The organism is Pseudoneobacillus rhizolycopersici, from assembly GCF_054786815.1.
In genome coordinates, this window is sequence record NZ_JBTOOE010000011.1 from 43,295 (window position 1) to 58,426 (window position 15,132).

Below are 15,132 nucleotides of genomic sequence, written 5' to 3' on the forward strand. Positions count from 1 at the left end.
TCCTTTTTTATTATTTATTCTGCCCAATCTAATGTTTCTAAAAACTGATAAATATCTTCGTGTAGCTGGTCTTTTTCCTTATCAAGGGTGATAACATGACCTGATTCTTCGTACCATTTCAATTGTTTCGTTGGTGACTCAATTTCATTGTAAATAATGTTAGCACTTTCAGTGTTAATCATTTCATCGTGACGGGCTTGGACGACAAAGGTTGGTGCGTAAATCATGTCGATATTGTCACGAACCTGTTGAATGAGATCTTGTAACGCTTTTAACGTTTGCATTGGTGTTTTTTCGAAGTCTTGCATTTCTTGTTCGATTATTTCGTTCGTTTTTCCTTCACGCCTTTTATATTCGCGGGCATAGTCCAATATTCCTTTATACATGACCTCTTCACTTTTAATATGCATTGGTGCACATATAGGGACAATACCCTTTATAGGTAAAGTGTAACCTAATTTTAAGGAAAAAACTCCTCCGAGCGATAGACCAGCAACAGCGATTTCGTTATGGCCAAGGTCTTTTAGGTATTGATAGGCGTTTTGTACGTCCTGCCACCAGTCGTTGGGACCTGTGTGTACAAGCTCCTCCGGCGGAACTCCATGGCCTTTGTAATGTGGTGCATGGCAGGTATAGCCTCTAGCCTCTAAGTAGCGGCCAAGCATCCGTACATCTGAAGAATTGCCGGTGAATCCGTGTAATAAAAGGACAGCCCGTGGGCCTCCTGCAAATGTAAATGGTTTCGGTAAGGATATTTTCATATTCGATACTCCTTTAAGCTAAATAAAACAACCTCTTCCTTAGTTTTAACAAAGCGTTGCCGGATAAGTCCAATAATAGCAACTTCACTTTAACACTTTAAAGCATGTGGGGACAGTCCCGCTTTGCATTAACGCGTTAAGGTGTGCGGGGGGATTGTCTGCGAGTTTTTTTAAAATATACATGCTTTAGAGCACTAAAGAGCCGCCTTCCCTACGGGAAGGCGGCTCTTGGTTTTGTTTATTAGAATTTAAAGTATGTTACTAGTACTGTTAGGATGAAGAATAGGACTGCTAGCACGATAGTGATGCGGTGTAAGATAAGGTCGATGCCTCGTGCTTTTTGTTTACCAAAAAGCTGTTCTGCTCCACCAGAGATCGCTCCTGAAAGTCCTGCGCTTTTACCTGATTGCAATAAAACGACAGCGATAAGGCCTAAACTAACGATAATTAATAAAACAACTAAAAATGCATGCATGAAAGCCACCTCCTGAAAAAACGTACATTATGCAATATTAATAATTTATCATAATTATTGGAATAGGACAATAGTGATTCCTTGGCAAAATCCAGAAAGTCCCTTCAAAACATTAACAGGGGGCAAACCGAAGCCTGCCCCCTATGTTAAATTATTTTAAGTTGTAAAAAGATTTACGGCCATGGAATTGCGCAGAATCACCTAATTGATCTTCAATGCGAAGTAATTGGTTGTATTTCGCTACGCGATCTGTACGGGATGGAGCACCTGTTTTAATTTGGCCAGCATTAGTCGCAACAGCGATATCAGCGATTGTGTTATCTTCTGTTTCACCAGAACGGTGGGAAATAACCGCAGTGTAGCCAGCGCGTTTCGCCATTTCAATCGCGTCAAATGTTTCTGTTAACGTACCGATTTGGTTAACCTTAATCAGGATGGAATTAGCAATGCCTTGCTCAATTCCTTGAGAAAGTTTCTTTGTATTTGTAACAAATAAGTCGTCACCGACTAATTGAACTTTTTTACCAATACGTTCAGTTAATAGCTTGTGACCTGCCCAGTCGTTTTCATCAAGGCCATCTTCGATAGAGATGATTGGGTATTTCGAGCATAGTTCTTCGTACCAATCAACCATTTCTTCAGATGTTTTCACAACACCTTCACCCGCTAAATGGTATTTGCCATCTTCTTTGTTGTAAAGCTCAGAAGACGCAACGTCCATTGCAAGGGCAATTTGCTCACCTGGCTTATAGCCAGCCTTTTCAATTGCTTCGATGATGGTTGTAAGAGCTTCTTCGTTCGAACCAAGGTTTGGTGCAAAGCCGCCTTCGTCACCAACCGCAGTGTTTAAGCCCTTAGCTTTTAATACAGACTTCAAGCTGTGGAAAATTTCTGCACCCATACGAAGTGCTTCTTTAAAGTTTTCAGCGCCAACCGGCATAACCATGAATTCTTGAATGTCAACGTTGTTATCGGCATGCGCACCGCCGTTAACGATGTTCATCATTGGAACTGGCAATTGCTTCGCGTTGAATCCGCCAAGGTATTGGTATAAAGGCATGTCTAAGTAGTTAGCCGCTGCATGTGCAACTGCCATTGAAACACCTAGAATAGCGTTTGCGCCTAATTTACCTTTGTTTTCTGTCCCGTCAAGCTCGATTAACGCGTTATCGATGCCTACTTGGTCAAGTACATTGTATTCGTCTTCTACTAACATTGGCGCGATAATTTCGTTGACATTGTCAACCGCTTTTTGCACACCTTTACCTAGGTAACGGTCCTTGTCACCGTCGCGAAGCTCGACTGCTTCGTATTCACCGGTTGACGCTCCACTTGGGACCATCGCACGGCCAAATGCACCTGATTCTGTGAACACTTCTACCTCAATCGTTGGATTTCCGCGTGAATCTAATACTTCGCGTGCGTAAACATCTGTAATAAATGGCATGAACAATCTCTCCTTAGATTATTTATTTATTTATTTATTTATTTATTTATTTATTAATTAATGAACTTCCTGTCATTTCAACAGGTTTTTCCAATCCTAATAAATCTAACACAGTTGGCGCTAAATCACCAAGAATGCCACCGTCGCGAAGAGTTACTCCCTCGGCCGTGACGATTACCGGTACCGGGTTTGTCGTATGAGCAGTCATCGGCTGTCCTTCTAACGTTACCACTTCATCAGCATTTCCATGATCAGCGGTGATAATCGCTTTACCACCCTTTGCTAAAATGGTATCCACGACACGTCCGAGACATTCATCGACCGTTTCTACCGCTTTAATCGTCGGCTCGAGCATGCCTGAATGTCCAACCATATCCGGATTAGCAAAATTCAAGATAATCGCGTCAAACTTGTCTGACTGGATTTCCTTTACCAATGTGTCAGTTACTTCATAAGCACTCATTTCTGGTTTCAAATCGTATGTAGCCACTTTTGGCGAAGGGATGAGTATTCTCTCTTCACCTGGGAATTCTGCCTCCCGACCACCGCTCATAAAGAAGGTGACATGCGGATATTTTTCGGTCTCCGCAATGCGCAGCTGTTTAAGACCGTTTTGTGAGAGAACTTCACCAAGCGTATTATCCAAGTTTGTTGGTTTAAACGCTACATAGCCGTTTACCGATTCGCTAAAATGAGTCAAGCAAACGAAATGCAAATGTTTCGGATGCTTTGGTCCGCGGTCAAACGAGCGAAAATCTTCGTTCGTGAACGTATTTGAGATTTGGATGGCCCGGTCAGGACGGAAGTTATAGAAAATAACGGCGTCGTTATCCTTTATGGTTGAAACTGGCTCACCGTTTTCTTTTACCAACACGGATGGCAGGACGAATTCATCATGGATTCCGTTAGCGTAAGAGTCCTTTACGACTTCTAACGGGTCCGTGTAAGTTGGACCTTCGCCATAAACCATGGAACGATACGATTTCTCGACGCGTTCCCAGCGCTTATCGCGGTCCATTGAGTAATAGCGTCCGGAAATCGTCGCGAATTCGCCAACGCCATAATCCTTCATTTTCGCCAATGTTTCCTCTATATATTTCGTCGCTGTTTGTGGTCCGACATCACGACCATCTAAGAAGGCATGAACGTAAACGTTTTTTACGCCTTCTTCAGCAGCAAGCTTTAATAACGCAAACATATGGCTGATATGGCTATGCACTCCACCGTCTGATAAAAGACCAAACAAGTGGAGATTGGTATTATTTTTTTTCACATGTTCTAAAGCGGCACAAATCGTTTCGTTCCGTTCGAACTCTCCTTCGCGAATGGCCACATTGACGCGGGTTAAGCTTTGGTAGACTACTCGGCCTGCACCGATATTAAGATGCCCTACCTCTGAATTACCCATTTGTCCTTCTGGCAATCCGACGGCTTCTCCTGACGCCGTTAAATGAGAATGAGGAAATTGATTCCAATAACGGTCGAAATTTGGTTTATTCGCTTGAGATACGGCATTTCCTTTCACCTCATCGCGGCAGGCAAAACCGTCGAGGATAATTAACGCAACAGGTGCTTTCGTCATTTCGATCCTTCCTCCACTAATTGCAGGTAGCTTTGTGCATCCAGGCTTGCTCCGCCTACAAGTGCACCATCAATATCCGGTTGAGCCATATACTCAGCGATGTTGGTTGGTTTTACACTCCCACCATATTGGATGCGAACCGCTTCGGCCACTTCCTGTGAAAATTGTTCGGCTACCACATGGCGGATATGAGCGCATACCTCATTTGCATCTTGAGCTGATGATGATTTTCCTGTGCCAATGGCCCAAATAGGCTCGTATGCAATGACGGTTTGTTTTGCCTGTTCATCGGATAGACCTGTTAGAGAAATCCTGATTTGGTTTTCAACAAGCTGATTGGTTTGGCCAGCTTCGCGTTGCTCTAATGTTTCACCACAGCAAACAATTGGTGTGAGGCCATGCTCAAAAGCAGCAAGTGTTTTTTTATTCACTGCTTCGTCGGTTTCATTGAACATTTCGCGGCGTTCGGAATGTCCAAGAATAACGTATTGAACGCCAAGATCCGCTAATGCCACTGGGCTAATTTCTCCTGTAAAAGCACCGTTTTTTTCAAAATGCATGTTCTGGGCACCGATTTTTACATCAGAGCCTTTGGCCGCATCGACTAAGCGCTCTAAAAATAGCGCTGGCGCACAAATAACGGAGTCTACTCTTTCGTTGACGGGAATCGCTGTTTTCATTTCTGACAGAAAGCGCGTGGCTTCTGCTAGTGTTTTGTGCATTTTCCAGTTTCCTGCAATGATTGGTTTTCGCATTTAGGTTCATCCTTCCTGTTTTGAAAGGGACTGCTTGCGTGAGTCCATTTTTTTCTATTGCTTTATTTATCGTTCAATGCGACAACTCCAGGTAGTGCTTTACCTTCCATAAATTCAAGGGAGGCACCGCCGCCTGTAGAGATGTGGCTCATTTTATCAGCTAGGTTGAATTTTTCAACTGCCGCCGCTGAATCTCCGCCACCGATGACGGAATATGTATCTGTAGCTTCTGCGAGGGCTTCTGCAATTGCCTTTGTTCCGTTCGCAAATTGGTCGAATTCGAATACGCCCATTGGTCCGTTCCAAATCACAAGCTTCGAATTTTGGATGACATCTTTGTAGATGGCTGCCGTTTTAGGACCAATATCTAGTGATTGCCAATCCGCTGGGATCGCGTCGATATCGACTTCTTTGGAGTTGGCGGTCGGTGAAAATTCATCAGCAATTACCGCATCAACTGGCATGTAGAAGTTTACACCTTTTGATTTCGCTTTTTCCATGAACGATTTGGCTAGCTCGATTTTATCCTCTTCTAAAAGCGATTGACCGATTTCATGGCCGTTTGCTTTGATAAAAGTGTAGGCAAGCCCGCCCCCGATAATTAGGTTATCCACTTTTTCTAGTAAGTTATCGATGACATCAATTTTGTCTTTTACTTTAGCACCGCCGATAATGGCTGTGAACGGTCTTTCAGGATTGGATAATGCTTTTCCTAACACCGCAAGTTCCTTTTCCATAAGTAATCCGGAAACTGCTGGTAGATAGTGAGCAATTCCTTCCGTTGATGCGTGGGCACGATGGGCAGCACCGAAAGCGTCATTAACATAAACATCAGCTAGTTCGGCAAATGCTTTTGCTAATTCGGGGTCATTCTTTTCTTCACCCGGATAGAAACGAACGTTTTCGAGTAGCAACACGTCGCCTTCATTCATTTGCGCGATTTCAGCTTTGACATTGTCCCCGTATGCATCGTCAGCTTTTTGGACAGGTTTGTTGAGCAATTCAGATAGTCTCACTGCAACGGCTGTTAGGCGCATGTCTTCATTAACCTTACCCTTAGGACGTCCTAAGTGGCTTGCTAAGATCACCTTAGCACCTTGTTCGATTAAGTACTGAATCGTTGGTAAAGCTGCACGAATTCGCGTATCATCTGTTATCTTGCCATCCTGCATCGGCACATTAAAATCAACCCGACAAAAAACCCTCTTCCCTCTAACCTCAACATCCTTAACCGTCTTCTTATCCACCTGAAAAGACCTCCTATAAAAATAAAATACTTTAGCACTTTAAAGCATGTGGGGACTGTCCCCGAGTTTTTTAAAGCGCTAAAGCGTTAATGCGCTTTAGTGCTTTAAAAAATACACTTACTTTAAAGCGGTGAAGTGACATAGTAAAGGAGAGGGGGATTCTTCCCCGCTCCCCTGTTGTTAGCTTGTAGCATGATTTTCCATTTTATATTATAGCGGTTCGGTTTTGTAATAGCCAATGATTTCGAAAGGTTTTCGGGACTTTTTTTGACCCATTACGGAGTCCTAAGACCTAAAGTCCTTTTTTCGCGATATAATCGACTAAATCAACCACACGGCTAGAGTAACCTGTTTCATTGTCGTACCAAGAAAGAACCTTCACCATGTTGCCTTCAAGAACCATTGTGGATAATGCGTCAATCGTTGAAGAAGCCGTATTTCCATTGTAGTCGCGAGACACTAGTGGCTCTTCGCTGTATTCAAGAATTCCTTTTAAATCGCCTTCTGCTGCTGCTTTTAATGCTGCGTTTACTTCATCAGCAGTGACATCCTTTTCTAATTCTGCAACTAAATCCACAACAGATACGTTCGGCGTTGGAACACGCATCGCCATCCCGTTTAATTTACCTTTTAATTCAGGTAATACTAACGCAACTGCTTTGGCTGCTCCAGTAGAAGTCGGGATAATTGATTCTGCTGCTGCACGAGCACGACGATAATCCTTATGCGGTAAGTCTAGAATTTGTTGGTCGTTTGTATAAGCGTGAACCGTTGTCATCATACCGCGCTTAATACCAAATTGGTCATTTAAAACCTTTGCAAATGGTGCTAAGCAGTTCGTTGTACAAGATGCGTTTGAAATGACATGATGGTTAGCCGGATCGTACTTATCATGGTTAACCCCCATAACAACCGTGATGTCTTCATCATTTGCCGGAGCAGAGATGACGACTTTTTTAGCGCCAGCTTCTAAATGTTTTGCTGCATCTGCACGTTTTGTGAAACGTCCCGTAGATTCTACAACTACTTCAATACCAAGCTCGCCCCATGGTAAAGCTGCAGGGTCACGTTCAGCGATAACCTTCACCTTATGACCATTTACAACAAGATACTCACCATCTACTTTAATATCCGCATCTAAAGTACCGTGAACGGAATCATATTTTAAAAGATGTGCTAACATATTTGCATCTGTCAAGTCGTTAACAGCCACGATTTCTACATTCGGATTATTTAATGCTGCCCGAAATACTACACGTCCAATTCGTCCAAATCCATTAATACCAACTTTTACTGCCATGATAATATCCTCCTTTAAATGTAAACCATCATTTTTTATAAAATAGGGTCTGACCCTTCTAGTAAACCTGCTGCCGCTCCTTCATCTGTGATTAAAATCGTTGAATTAGGAGCTTTTTGTAAGTAAGCACGTATTGCCTTAGCCTTTGAGGCTCCACCAGCAACCGCAATGACATTCGGAATCTGGTCTAAATCACTTAACTGAAGACCAACGGTTAACGCTTTATGGACAACATCACCAGCTTCGTTAAAATAGTAGCCAAATGCCTCAGCAACTGCCTTTTCTGCCTTCATTTTAGCTAATTCATGAGGACTCGATTTACGGCGCTCTGCCATTGTCATAGCGTCCCCAATTCCATGAAGAACCATGCTTGAAGAACGAATTTTTTCTAAAACATCTTTAATCATTGGCTCCTTCAGGAAAGAAGAATAAATCTCTTCACTCACTTGGTCAGGAACATAGAAAACGAGGTGTTTCGATTTTGTGCGAGCTGCCATAATCGAGCAAATCGTGTTTGCTTGATTTTGAACATCTTCACCAATTCCGCCTCTAGCAGGCACAAATAGCCATTCCTCAGACCGAATATCGGGTGAGAGTTTTTCGGCAACAGCAGCCATTGTCGAACCGCCTGTTACTGCAATAATAGCTTTTCCTGAGATTAAATCCTTCATGCTCGCCGCGCAGGCCCTACCCATTTCACTCTTTACCCATGGGGATTGATCGCTATTACCGGTCACCACGACGACATCTCGAATCTTAAACATCGATTTTAATCTGGCTTCCATGACATCGATTCCTGCTGCTTCTCTCATCATTCCTTCGAGTTTTTCCAACAGGTCTTTTCCGTCCGAAGTAATCATCGCTCCTACACTAGTAATCGAAATTAGGTTTTGGTCTTTTAGAAAATCAACCTCACTACGCAGGATTCTTTCAGTAATCCCAAGGCTCTGTGCTAAACTTCTTCTCCCAACCGGTTGCATCCAATCTATGTACTGGAGAATCGTATAGCGCTTTTGCATAACTTGAAGCAGGTCTGGTAATAATCTTTTTTGTATATCTAATAATGAGTACATATTCGAAATTGCTCCTTTTGCTTTATGGATATAAAAAGTCCCACCTAGACAAATTATGTCCCACTAAAGATAAAAAAAAACTCTCCTGCTACAATTTTTATTCTAACAGGAGTGGAAACTAGATTCAACTAATATGTTTACCTTGTAAACGGTTACTTATGACAAATTTATTAATATGACCAAATTCGACTTCCTCACCGTCAATTTCCACGACCGGAATCATCAAACCATATTTTTCTGTGAGTTCATCACTATCATCAATATTCTTTTCAATTAAAGTAAACTCAAACTCTTGTTTAAGCTCATCGATAACTGCCTTCGCCTGATCGCAAAGATGACATTTTTTTCGGGTATAAAAGGTTAACAGTGGCATTGACATATGGTTTTCCTCCTTATTCATATCGGCGGCGTTTAGACGAAGAAGGAATTTTCATTTGTTCACGATATTTGGCCACCGTTCTACGTGATATCACAATTCTTTCCTTCTCTTTTAATATTTCAACAATTTCTTGGTCAGATAATGGTTTGAGTTTATCTTCGGATTCGACCAATGTTCGGATTGCCGCTTTAACCTGAGTCGAAGACGTCGATTCCTCATTGGTAGTTTGAATGGTACTCGTAAAAAACGACTTTAATTCAAACACACCAAATGGGGTTTGGACATATTTTTCACGAACAGCTCGGCTAACAGTTGATTCATGAATGTCTAATTCCTCCGCAATTTCTTTCATAATCATGGGCTTAAGATGATCTTGCCCTTTTTGAAAAAAATCAGCCTGTTTCTCGACGATTTTCAAGGCCACTCTTTGCAAGGTTTCCTTGCGCTGTTCTAAACTCCTTTGTAACCATTGATATTGTTGAAATTGATGATCTAAATAACGAGTGACCTGTGGGTCCTTATCGTTAGAATAACGCTGATAAAATCCGCCATTAAGGCTTAGTTTTGGTAAAAGTTCATCATAAATGGTGATGGCAAAATCATAACCATCCCATGTGACAACGACATCTGGAACAACAAACGCTGTTTGGTCAGTTGAAAATTTAGCCCCAGGACGCGGATCGAGGGTTTGCAGTTGATCAAACGCCAACTGAATATCTGCTAGGCTGATTTTTAAATGGCTCGCAAGTTCCTTCCACCTTTTTTCAGCGAAGGGTTGAAAATGTTCCTCTACTAATGTGATTGTTAGTTGTGGTATGGTAGGTAGTCTTTTCAACTGGAGCAGCAAGCATTCTTGGAGCGAACGTGCGCCAATCCCGGCTGGCTCCATCTCTTGGATAATGGCAAGACACATTTCAAGTTGCTGGTCCGTTTGCATGTTGGATATGGTTATGTAACCGTTCTCATCAAGGCTATGAATTAAACGTTCAATATTTGGCCTTAATGGTTTAATTTTTTCATCTAAAGGTATTTGGGCAATTAAATGGTCTGCTAATGACTGTTTCGATTCACCAATTTGTTCTAGCCAATCATTTTCGATGGTAGCTGAAGTTGCCTTCATTTTCCGTTTTCTGTCCCGCAAAGGGTTTACCGGAACGATGGTCGAATCCATTTGAATAAGGGGGTTTTCATTTGCTTTCTCCTCTAAGAAGGATGTAAGCTCCTGCGTGGAATATTGCAATAAAGCGATTGCTTGCGATAGTTCCTGTGTCATCTGTAGTTTTAACGTCTGTTGTTGAAAAAGCCCCTGCTTAAAATTCATTCTCCTTGCACCCCCATCTTTATTTTACATGAAATTGTATGAATGTGGGAATGGAAAGAAAGTGGAATTTATGGGGAAATAAAGTTGGGCTTATTTCGCGGAAGTTGGGCATATATGCAGAAACTTGGGCATTTCCTCAAATAGTTGGGCATATGTTCCAAAAAGTTGGGCATATATTTTTAAAGTTGGAAATAAGTGTTGAAAAGTTGGGCATATGCGCTGAAACTTGGGCATATAGCTGAAAACTTGGGCATAAAGCTGTGCTACGCTTAACATAAATCAAGGTTTTTGGTCATTTTTGAAAAAAAATCAGTTTAGAAATGAAAAAACGATCTAAAAAAAGCAAAAAACCTTCCAAAAAGGAAGGTTTTTTACAATAAATACGCGCTCGGAGGGAATCGAACCCCCATTTTAAGAACCGGAATCTTACGTGCTATCCGTTGCACCACGAGCGCATGTTATTAACAACGCCTTTCTATTATATAATCATCTTGACGGCTTTGCAATACCAATATTTCTAGACAAAATCCTATTTACGATTAAAAAACCGCCGATTTGGATATGATGATGATGGGATTTTAAGAAGTTCAAAACCTGTCGAACGATTTGCTGCTGTTTCAAAAGCGAAATGTTTGACCTTTATTGACCAACATTGTATGATAACTATACATAGCAAGTATTCTCTCATTACTAAGGAGGAAAATGAAATGAATTTGATACCTACAGTCATTGAACAAACAAATCGTGGCGAGCGTGCCTATGATATTTACTCACGTCTATTAAAAGACCGCATTGTGATGTTAGGAAGTGCGATTGATGATCATGTTGCCAACAGCATCGTGGCACAGCTGCTTTTCTTAGAGGCAGAAAATCCTGAGAAAGACATTACCCTTTACATTAATAGCCCAGGTGGAAGCATTACAGCTGGGATGGCAATCTATGATACCATGCAGTATATCAAAGCGGATGTATCAACCGTTTGTATTGGTATGGCGGCATCAATGGGTGCGTTTTTACTTGCAGCTGGTCAAAAAGGCAAGCGCTATGCGTTACCTAACAGTGAAGTGATGATCCATCAACCACTTGGCGGTGCTCAAGGGCAAGCAACGGAAATTGAAATCGCTGCAAAGCGAATCCTTTTCTTACGTGACAAATTAAACGGTATTTTATCCGAGCGCACTGGTCAGCCAATCGATGTGATTGCTAGAGATACAGACCGCGATAACTTTATGACTGCAGAAGCGGCTAAAGAGTACGGCTTAATCGACAATATCATTACTCGTAATGTATTAGATGAGAAGAAAAAATAATTATAAGAAAGGACTATGTTGCCACGTGGCCATAGTCCTTTTTTGGTAGGCAGTGTTAAATAGTTTGTTGATTTCGGCTGCGGGCACTTGCTTTCCGCGGGGCGTCAGGGGAGCCTCCTCGTCGCTATGCTCCTGTGGGGTACAAACGCTCCCTCTCCGAGGAGCATTTTACCTAGGTCTCACCTTTGCCGCTAATCCCGCAGGAGTCAAGTGCCCTCCGCTTCAATCAACAGATGCGACATTAACAATGTCCTTTAACACAGCCTTTTAATAAAATTTTACGCTTCACGACCGATAAATTTCTCAAGTGCTTCTAATGCTTCGACTTCATCGTTTCCATCTACTGAGATCGTGATTGTTGAACCCGAGCTTACGGCAAGGCTCATTAGGCCCATGATGCTTTTCGCATTTACCTTTTTACCGTCTTTTTCTAAGTACACATCTGATGAAAAACGGTTTGCTTCTTGGACAAATTGCGCCGCTGGTCTAGCTTGTAAACCTGTTTTTAATTTAACCTCTAATTGCTTTTCAACCATATTGCTTCGTTCCTCCCTTAGCCTATTTTCATTCTCTTCTTGAGAGATTGGTTCCATTGTTAAAAAAATGATCGTTATCGCGAAACCGTTTCACCCATCCGCAGCTTTTCAGCAATTTCATCAATTTTGCGTAGTCGATGATTGATGCCAGATTTACTGATGGTGCCACCCGAGACCATTTCTCCTAGTTCCTTTAAAGTGACATCCTGATATTTTACACGCAATTCGGCGATTTCCCGCAATTTATCTGGCAGGATATGTAAGCCGGCTGTTTTCTCAATAAACCGAATGTTTTCCACCTGGCGGATGGAAGCCCCAATCGTTTTATTTAAGTTTGCCGTTTCACAATTGACCAGACGGTTAACGGAATTGCGCATATCGCGGACAATTCGGATATCTTCGAAATGCATTAGCGCATTATGAGCCCCAATAATGTTTAGAAATTCAGTTATTTTCTCGGCTTCCTTTAAATAAGTAATGAAGCCTTTCTTGCGTTCAAGTGTTTTACTATTTAAGCCAAAGGTGTTCATCAACTCACAAAGAGAATCATTATGCTCCTTATATAATGACGCCACCTCAAGATGATAGGACGAAGTTTCCGGATTGTTGACTGAACCGCCTGCCAAAAAGGCACCGCGTAAATAGGAACGGCGACAGCATTTCTTTTTCACCAAATCCTTCGAAATATCGTGGACAAATGTGAAATTTTCACCTAATATCTTTAATTCTTCTAAAATCTCTTTGGCCATTTTCGCCAAACGAACAATATAAACATTATTCTTCTTCAGTCTCATTTTTTTTCGAACGAGAAGTTCGACGGGGACCTGGAAATTCCTTTTAATTAATGTATAAATTCTTCTGGCAATCGCCGCATTTTCCGTTTGAATATCGACGACAAGCTTACGATTAGAAAAGGATAGAGAACCATTCATACGAATTAGTGCTGATAATTCTGCCCTTCCGCAGCAATCTTTGATTTCTAAAGTTGTCAATTCTTTTTTGGTTTCAGATGCAAAGGACACCCCATCACCTCCTATCCGATGAAAGACAAACGCTTGCACTAATCATTACGAATGAAAACGCTTTTAGTTTCATCTTTTAATAATATTAAATAATATTTCTGCTACTTTTTTTGCATCGTGACGTATAACATTCTCGTCATCGCTGACAATTTTCTCTTGCAGAACACAAAGACCCATTGCTTCCAAACGTTCAATATCATAGATGACCGGTTTTGCTAGCTCCTCGTGATAACGCAGCTGAACATCCTCCGGAATATTTTCATTATTGACCAAAATCATATCTATAGACGAATCGTTTAGATGATCATAAATAGCCTGAACATGATCACTAGCCGTAAAATCGTGCGTCTCCCCGGCTTGGGTCATGAGATTACAAATGTAAACCTTTTTAGCGCGCGCCTGACAAACTTCTTCCCCAAGTGTTGGCACTAATAGATTTGGTAAAATGCTAGTGTATAAACTCCCTGGGCCAATCACGATTAAGTCCGCTTGACGAATCGCTAAAATCGTTTCAGGAAGCGGCTTTATCTGTTCAGGAGTAAGGAATACACGGCGTATTTTTTTACCCGAAAAAGGAATTTTCGATTCTCCGGACACGACCGTTCCGTCCTCCATTTCAGCATGTAGGACAACATTTTGGTTCGCAGAAGGAAGAACCTTCCCCCTAACGTTTAAAACCTTACTCATTTCCTGAATGGCATGAACAAAATTACCGGTAATGGAGGTCATCGCTGCTAGAATTAAATTACCGAGCGAGTGTCCTGATAGTTCATTTGATGTTTTAAACCGGTGCTGGAACATTTCTTCCACTAACGGCTCGACGTCTGACAGGGCCGCCAACACATTTCGAATATCGCCTGGCGGTGGGATATCTAAATCCTCACGAATCCGCCCTGAGCTTCCCCCATCATCTGCCACCGTCACGATTGCCGTGATTTCTATCGGATATTGCTTTAAGCCCCGCAATAGAACTGGAAGTCCGGTTCCCCCACCGATAATAACTACCCGTGGCTGAGTTGTCATGTAGTGGCTTCCTTTCTCCTTTCGATATCGCGGTGCGAAATGCACGTATGATAATCTTTTTTGAAAAATTGGCCAAGATGCTGAGCCAGTGCGACAGAACGATGCTGCCCGCCTGTACAGCCTATGGCAATAACCAACTGCGCTTTCCCTTCACGCTTATAATGAGGCAGCATGAAAGCAAGTAGGTCGGTTACTTTTTCTAAAAACTTTTGCGTTTCGCTCCATTTGAGCACGTAAGTGAATACTTCTTCATCCAATCCCGTTTTTGGGCGCATATGCTCGATATAATGTGGGTTTGGCAAAAAGCGAACGTCAAACACAAGGTCCGCATCGATTGGAATGCCGTGCTTGAAACCGAACGACATGACGTTGACGGTGAAAATATTTTTCCGATCGGCTTTGTATTCGGTTAAAATCTTTTCCCGCAATTCACGAGGTTTCAATTCAGATGTATTGTAAATTTGTTGTGCACGTCCCTTTAATTCTTCAAGCAGTTGGCGTTCAAGCTTGATGCCTTCCAAAGGAGAGCTAGATGGCGCCAACGGATGGGATCGACGCGTTTCTTTGTAGCGTCTAACAAGTGCTGAGTCGTCTGCATCTAGGAACAGCACCTGCGGGGTAACCCATGATGTTTCCGCCAGTTCGTCGAGTGATTTAAATAGATGGTCAAAAAACTCTCGTCCACGGAGGTCCATGACAAGGGCGACTTTATTCATTTTATTACCTGATTCCTTCATCAATTCAAGAAATTTAGGCAACAAAGTTGGCGGTAGGTTGTCGACGCAAAAAAAGCCTAAATCCTCAAAACTTTGGATGGCTACCGTTTTACCCGCCCCTGACATCCCTGTAATAATAACGATTTGTGTGTCATTTGTTGAACCCGTACTCATCTTGTATCCCT

15 protein-coding genes and 1 tRNA gene are annotated in these 15,132 nt (G+C 42.1%); 1 reads left to right on the forward strand and 15 read right to left on the reverse strand.

Annotated elements, in window-relative coordinates:
* Window positions 1–14 precede the first annotated feature (14 nt).
* The 11 genes from ACX9YW_RS12810 to ACX9YW_RS12860 form a co-directional block, all read right to left on the reverse strand.
* Window positions 15–761: an alpha/beta hydrolase gene (locus tag ACX9YW_RS12810; protein WP_460346919.1), complete on the reverse strand. Its 747-nt coding sequence runs from the start codon at window positions 759–761 to the stop codon at window positions 15–17.
* A gap of 241 nt (window positions 762–1,002) precedes the next feature.
* Window positions 1,003–1,236: a preprotein translocase subunit SecG gene (gene secG / locus ACX9YW_RS12815; RefSeq protein WP_460346921.1), complete on the reverse strand. Its 234-nt coding sequence runs from the start codon at window positions 1,234–1,236 to the stop codon at window positions 1,003–1,005.
* Window positions 1,237–1,387: 151 nt separating this feature from the next.
* Window positions 1,388–2,683 carry a phosphopyruvate hydratase gene (gene eno / locus ACX9YW_RS12820; RefSeq protein WP_460346923.1) on the reverse strand — a complete coding sequence of 432 codons (1,296 nt, stop codon included), beginning with the start codon at window positions 2,681–2,683 and terminating at the stop codon, window positions 1,388–1,390.
* 46 nt (window positions 2,684–2,729) lie between these two features.
* Entirely contained in the window at window positions 2,730–4,265 is a 1,536-nt protein-coding gene (gpmI, locus tag ACX9YW_RS12825) for a 2,3-bisphosphoglycerate-independent phosphoglycerate mutase (RefSeq protein ID WP_460346925.1), read from the reverse strand.
* On the reverse strand, window positions 4,262–5,020 hold the full coding sequence (gene tpiA / locus ACX9YW_RS12830; protein WP_460346927.1) for a triose-phosphate isomerase: 759 nt from the start codon (window positions 5,018–5,020) through the stop codon (window positions 4,262–4,264). The genes gpmI and tpiA overlap by 4 nt, the downstream gene beginning before the upstream one ends.
* Before the next feature lie 62 nt (window positions 5,021–5,082).
* Window positions 5,083–6,267: a phosphoglycerate kinase gene (locus tag ACX9YW_RS12835; protein ID WP_460346930.1), complete on the reverse strand. Its 1,185-nt coding sequence runs from the start codon at window positions 6,265–6,267 to the stop codon at window positions 5,083–5,085.
* Between the two features lie 292 nt (window positions 6,268–6,559).
* On the reverse strand, window positions 6,560–7,567 hold the full coding sequence (gene gap / locus ACX9YW_RS12840; RefSeq protein ID WP_460346932.1) for a type I glyceraldehyde-3-phosphate dehydrogenase: 1,008 nt from the start codon (window positions 7,565–7,567) through the stop codon (window positions 6,560–6,562).
* A gap of 35 nt (window positions 7,568–7,602) precedes the next feature.
* Complete coding sequence (locus tag ACX9YW_RS12845; RefSeq protein WP_460346934.1) at window positions 7,603–8,640, reverse strand: sugar-binding transcriptional regulator; 1,038 nt, start codon at window positions 8,638–8,640, stop codon at window positions 7,603–7,605.
* Window positions 8,641–8,764: 124 nt separating this feature from the next.
* Window positions 8,765–9,013 carry a glutaredoxin family protein gene (locus ACX9YW_RS12850; protein ID WP_460347104.1) on the reverse strand — a complete coding sequence of 83 codons (249 nt, stop codon included), beginning with the start codon at window positions 9,011–9,013 and terminating at the stop codon, window positions 8,765–8,767.
* Between the two features lie 19 nt (window positions 9,014–9,032).
* Window positions 9,033–10,340: an RNA polymerase factor sigma-54 gene (gene rpoN / locus ACX9YW_RS12855; protein ID WP_460346936.1), complete on the reverse strand. Its 1,308-nt coding sequence runs from the start codon at window positions 10,338–10,340 to the stop codon at window positions 9,033–9,035.
* Window positions 10,341–10,723: 383 nt separating this feature from the next.
* Window positions 10,724–10,795, reverse strand: a tRNA-Arg gene (locus ACX9YW_RS12860).
* A gap of 201 nt (window positions 10,796–10,996) precedes the next feature.
* Between ACX9YW_RS12860 and clpP the strand changes: the two genes are divergently transcribed.
* Window positions 10,997–11,650: an ATP-dependent Clp endopeptidase proteolytic subunit ClpP gene (gene clpP / locus ACX9YW_RS12865; protein WP_460346938.1), complete on the forward strand. Its 654-nt coding sequence runs from the start codon at window positions 10,997–10,999 to the stop codon at window positions 11,648–11,650.
* A gap of 278 nt (window positions 11,651–11,928) precedes the next feature.
* Here the strand turns inward: clpP and ACX9YW_RS12870 are convergent, their stop codons facing one another.
* The 4 genes from ACX9YW_RS12870 to rapZ form a co-directional block, all read right to left on the reverse strand.
* Window positions 11,929–12,186 carry an HPr family phosphocarrier protein gene (locus tag ACX9YW_RS12870; RefSeq protein WP_460346940.1) on the reverse strand — a complete coding sequence of 86 codons (258 nt, stop codon included), beginning with the start codon at window positions 12,184–12,186 and terminating at the stop codon, window positions 11,929–11,931.
* 74 nt (window positions 12,187–12,260) lie between these two features.
* Entirely contained in the window at window positions 12,261–13,208 is a 948-nt protein-coding gene (gene whiA, locus ACX9YW_RS12875; protein ID WP_460346942.1) for a DNA-binding protein WhiA, read from the reverse strand.
* Window positions 13,209–13,277: 69 nt separating this feature from the next.
* Window positions 13,278–14,231, reverse strand: a complete 954-nt coding sequence (locus ACX9YW_RS12880; protein ID WP_460346944.1) for a gluconeogenesis factor YvcK family protein — start codon at window positions 14,229–14,231, stop codon at window positions 13,278–13,280.
* Window positions 14,228–15,121 (reverse strand): RNase adapter RapZ, encoded by an 894-nt coding sequence (gene rapZ / locus ACX9YW_RS12885; protein WP_460346946.1) that lies wholly within the window; start codon window positions 15,119–15,121, stop codon window positions 14,228–14,230. Before rapZ ends, ACX9YW_RS12880 begins: the two co-directional genes overlap by 4 nt.
* Between the last annotated feature and the right edge of the window lie 11 nt (window positions 15,122–15,132).

Excerpts from the sequence above, each read along its gene's own strand:
- ACX9YW_RS12810 (WP_460346919.1), bottom strand. The coding sequence starts at position 761 with ATGAAAATATCCTTACCGAAACCATTTACATTTGCAGGAGGCCCACGG.
- secG (WP_460346921.1), bottom strand. The coding sequence starts at position 1,236 with ATGCATGCATTTTTAGTTGTTTTATTAATTATCGTTAGTTTAGGCCTT.
- eno (WP_460346923.1), bottom strand. The coding sequence starts at position 2,683 with ATGCCATTTATTACAGATGTTTACGCACGCGAAGTATTAGATTCACGC.
- gpmI (WP_460346925.1), bottom strand. The coding sequence starts at position 4,265 with ATGACGAAAGCACCTGTTGCGTTAATTATCCTCGACGGTTTTGCCTGC.
- tpiA (WP_460346927.1), bottom strand. The coding sequence starts at position 5,020 with ATGCGAAAACCAATCATTGCAGGAAACTGGAAAATGCACAAAACACTA.
- gap (WP_460346932.1), bottom strand. The coding sequence starts at position 7,567 with ATGGCAGTAAAAGTTGGTATTAATGGATTTGGACGAATTGGACGTGTA.
- ACX9YW_RS12845 (WP_460346934.1), bottom strand. The coding sequence starts at position 8,640 with ATGTACTCATTATTAGATATACAAAAAAGATTATTACCAGACCTGCTT.
- ACX9YW_RS12850 (WP_460347104.1), bottom strand. The coding sequence starts at position 9,013 with ATGCCACTGTTAACCTTTTATACCCGAAAAAAATGTCATCTTTGCGAT.
- rpoN (WP_460346936.1), bottom strand. The coding sequence starts at position 10,340 with ATGAATTTTAAGCAGGGGCTTTTTCAACAACAGACGTTAAAACTACAG.
- clpP (WP_460346938.1), top strand. The coding sequence starts at position 10,997 with ATGATAACTATACATAGCAAGTATTCTCTCATTACTAAGGAGGAAAAT.
- ACX9YW_RS12870 (WP_460346940.1), bottom strand. The coding sequence starts at position 12,186 with ATGGTTGAAAAGCAATTAGAGGTTAAATTAAAAACAGGTTTACAAGCT.
- ACX9YW_RS12880 (WP_460346944.1), bottom strand. The coding sequence starts at position 14,231 with ATGACAACTCAGCCACGGGTAGTTATTATCGGTGGGGGAACCGGACTT.
- rapZ (WP_460346946.1), bottom strand. The coding sequence starts at position 15,121 with ATGAGTACGGGTTCAACAAATGACACACAAATCGTTATTATTACAGGG.